3 protein-coding genes are annotated in these 2,620 nt (G+C 57.9%); 1 reads left to right on the top strand and 2 read right to left on the bottom strand.

The window, feature by feature from the left end; translation table 11 throughout:
- Window positions 1-379: calcium-binding protein (locus tag WBB85_RS20265; protein ID WP_432640394.1), on the top strand; the 379-nt coding region annotated here is incomplete at its 5' end.
- A 620-nt stretch (window positions 380-999) separates the two neighbouring features.
- Here the strand turns inward: WBB85_RS20265 and WBB85_RS20260 are convergent.
- Window positions 1,000-1,449 carry a phasin family protein gene (locus WBB85_RS20260; RefSeq protein ID WP_432640393.1) on the bottom strand — a complete coding sequence of 150 codons (450 nt, stop codon included), beginning with the start codon at window positions 1,447-1,449 and terminating at the stop codon, window positions 1,000-1,002.
- Window positions 1,450-1,573: 124 nt separating this feature from the next.
- The coding region (locus WBB85_RS20255; RefSeq protein WP_432640392.1) for a PHA/PHB synthase family protein at window positions 1,574-2,620 on the bottom strand (1,047 nt) is incomplete at its 5' end.

Genomic DNA, 2,620 nt, shown 5'->3' with positions numbered 1-2,620 from the left:
ACTCTATGGCGGGGGCGGCCACGACAGTCTGACCGCAACCGGTGGTTCCGGCAACATCCTCGATGGTGGTGCGGGCAATGATACCATCACCGGCAGCGATGCCAGCGACATGATCCGGGGTGGAAGCGGCAATGACGGTCTGACAGGCGGGCTCGGCGCGGATGAGTTCATCTTCGGAACCGGTGACGGACAGGATGTGGTGTCGGATTTCGAGGACGGAACGGATATGATCCGCATCACCTCGGGTGCGGCCGATATGTCAGGCGTGACGATTTCGGCGCAGGGGACGGATACGCTGGTGCAGTTCGCCACTGCCTCCATCCTGCTGGAAAACACCGATGCCTCGCTGATCGATGCGGGCGATTTCGTATTCGGCTGACCTGTCTGCTCGTGATTGTAAAGGTGGGACCACTTCACAGGCACCGCGCGATCCTCGATTGACGCAAGTCTTTCGCATACCGAGACGACGTTCTGGACCAAGCCCGGTCGGTTACGTTTGAGATTGGCATGCCGAGTATGGCGAATGGTGTGTCGGGCCTGAAGATGGACCGGAAATTCCTTCTTCAACATACCGCGGGTCTGGATATACAGGCTTTGGTAAAACGTCTCGTGTGACTCCTGTTGTCCGTCTCCTTCGGAAAGCAGCGTTTGAGCGTGCCTGCACATCTCGGGCCGAAGGGCGCAATCCCATGCCGTCTGATCCGAACTGGCCGCCCGATACCCGGCACACCCAGCGCTACGACGAACCTAAAGACCGATGGTTGAAAGAGCCCGGCCAAGGAGTGCGCGATGAATCGGAACGACTTTTCCGTACAAAGCACGCGCGGTACCTTATCACGCTCTAAAGCGTTTCTGGTTCTTGTCATCTCAACGAAAACCCGAAACGCAAATAAAATGTCCAAAAGAAAAGGCGGGCACTCTGTGCCCGCCAAAGTCCGGTCTCACCGACAGGGAGGAGTGGGGAAACCGTTCGATCGTCACTCGTTACGGAAGTCGAGCTTACTTCACCGAAGCGGTGGCTTTTTTCGCGGCGGCGGTCACATCGGCCTGGGCCTTCTTGACGGCAGCGGTCGCGTCTTCCGAAAGATCCTTACCAGCGGCCAGCATCAGTTCGACGGTTTCCATCTGGGCCTTCTTCGCGACTTCAGCGAAAGCGGCGAGGTTCGCGGCGGCCATTTCGGCAGCAGCCGAAGCGAAGTCCGAAACGGCTTTCGAATAGTCGGCCGGCTCGTCCTTGACGCTGGTCAGCGCGCTGACCTTGCCGAGCGTTTCTTTCGTCCACTTGGACGAGATCTCGTTCGACTTTTCAGCCGCTTCGAGAGCAACCTTGGCAACCTTCTCACCGAGAACGGCGGAGGTCTTGAACGTGTCCTGGAACGCCTTCGTGTCGATCGGGAAAGCGGCAGTCATGTCCTGCATGACTTTGGTGAAGTCCTGGGTCTTTTGCATCTTACTATCTCCTGACATTCGGGCGGGGGATGCCCTTTCTACGTCTGCAGGAAAGATAGATGCTGCGATGCAGCATTTCAAGTGTTTTTGCTGCAGCGCAGAAAAAAGTTTTTCGACTTATTTTTCAGATGGTTGGGGTCTCGGCAACATAGGTTCCTGGGGCCGGGGCCAGAACCGGATGTTTCGAATCCCCCAGATCCCGCGCCGGAACCATCTTGCCCGCGCGGGGTTTCAGCCAGGCCTCCCAGCGCGGCCACCAGCTGCCGTCGTGGAAACTCGCCGTGGCCAGCCAGTCATCGGCCTCACCCATCTCGGCGTCATTGGTGTAGTGCCCATATTTGTTCTTCGAGGGCGGGTTGATGATCCCCGCGATATGACCCGACTGCGAGACGACAAAGGTCTTGTCCTTTGACCCGTAGGCCCGGATGCCGTTGAACGACCCTTTCCAGGGCGCGATGTGGTCGGCCTCACAGGCGACAGCAAAAAGGGGGACTTTCACATCCTTCAGCCCGATCGTCTCGCCGCAGATTTCGATCGTGCCATCGGCCAAACGGTTCGCCTGACAGATCCAGCGCAAATATTCGACGGCCATCTTCGCGGGCAGGTTCGTGCCGTCGCCGTTCCAGTATAGCAGATCGAAGGCCGGCGGCTTGTCGCCCAGCATGTAGTTGCGGATCGCCGGTTGATAGACGAGGTCATTTGAGCGGAGGAACGAGAAGGTCCGCGCCATGAAATACTTGTCGAGATAGCCGTCGCGCCCGACCTGCGCTTCGATCCCGTCGATGAAATCATCGTCGAGAAAGACCGAGACCTCACCCGGATCTGAGAAGTCAGTGAGCGTCGTGAAGAATGTTGCCGACTTGACCGACTTGTCGCCGCGTTTGGCCAGAACGGCCTGTGTCAGCGTGAGCGTCGTTCCCGCAATGCAGTAACCGACCGCATTGACCTGTTTTTCGCCGGTGATCGCCTTGGCCGCTTCGATCGCCGCAATGAACCCCTCCTCGACATATTGGTCGAGCCCGACATCGGCATAGCTCTTGTCGGGGTTCTTCCAGCTTGCCACGAAAAGCGTATAGCCCTGATCGACGATCCACTTGATCAGCGAGTTCGAGGGTTTGAGGTCCATGATGTAGAATTTGTTGATCCAGGGCGGAAAGATCACCACGGGCAC

The sequence above is a fragment of the Albidovulum sp. genome (assembly GCF_049646345.1).
Taxonomy (GTDB): Bacteria; Pseudomonadota; Alphaproteobacteria; order Rhodobacterales; family Rhodobacteraceae; genus Albidovulum.
The sequence above is the reverse complement of the archived record's forward strand: the minus strand, read 5'-3'. Positions and strand labels throughout refer to the sequence as shown.

What these genes read in the sequence shown, in the direction of transcription:
- WBB85_RS20260 (WP_432640393.1), bottom strand. Translation starts at nt 1,449, where the DNA reads ATGCAAAAGACCCAGGACTTCACCAAAGTCATGCAGGACATGACTGCC.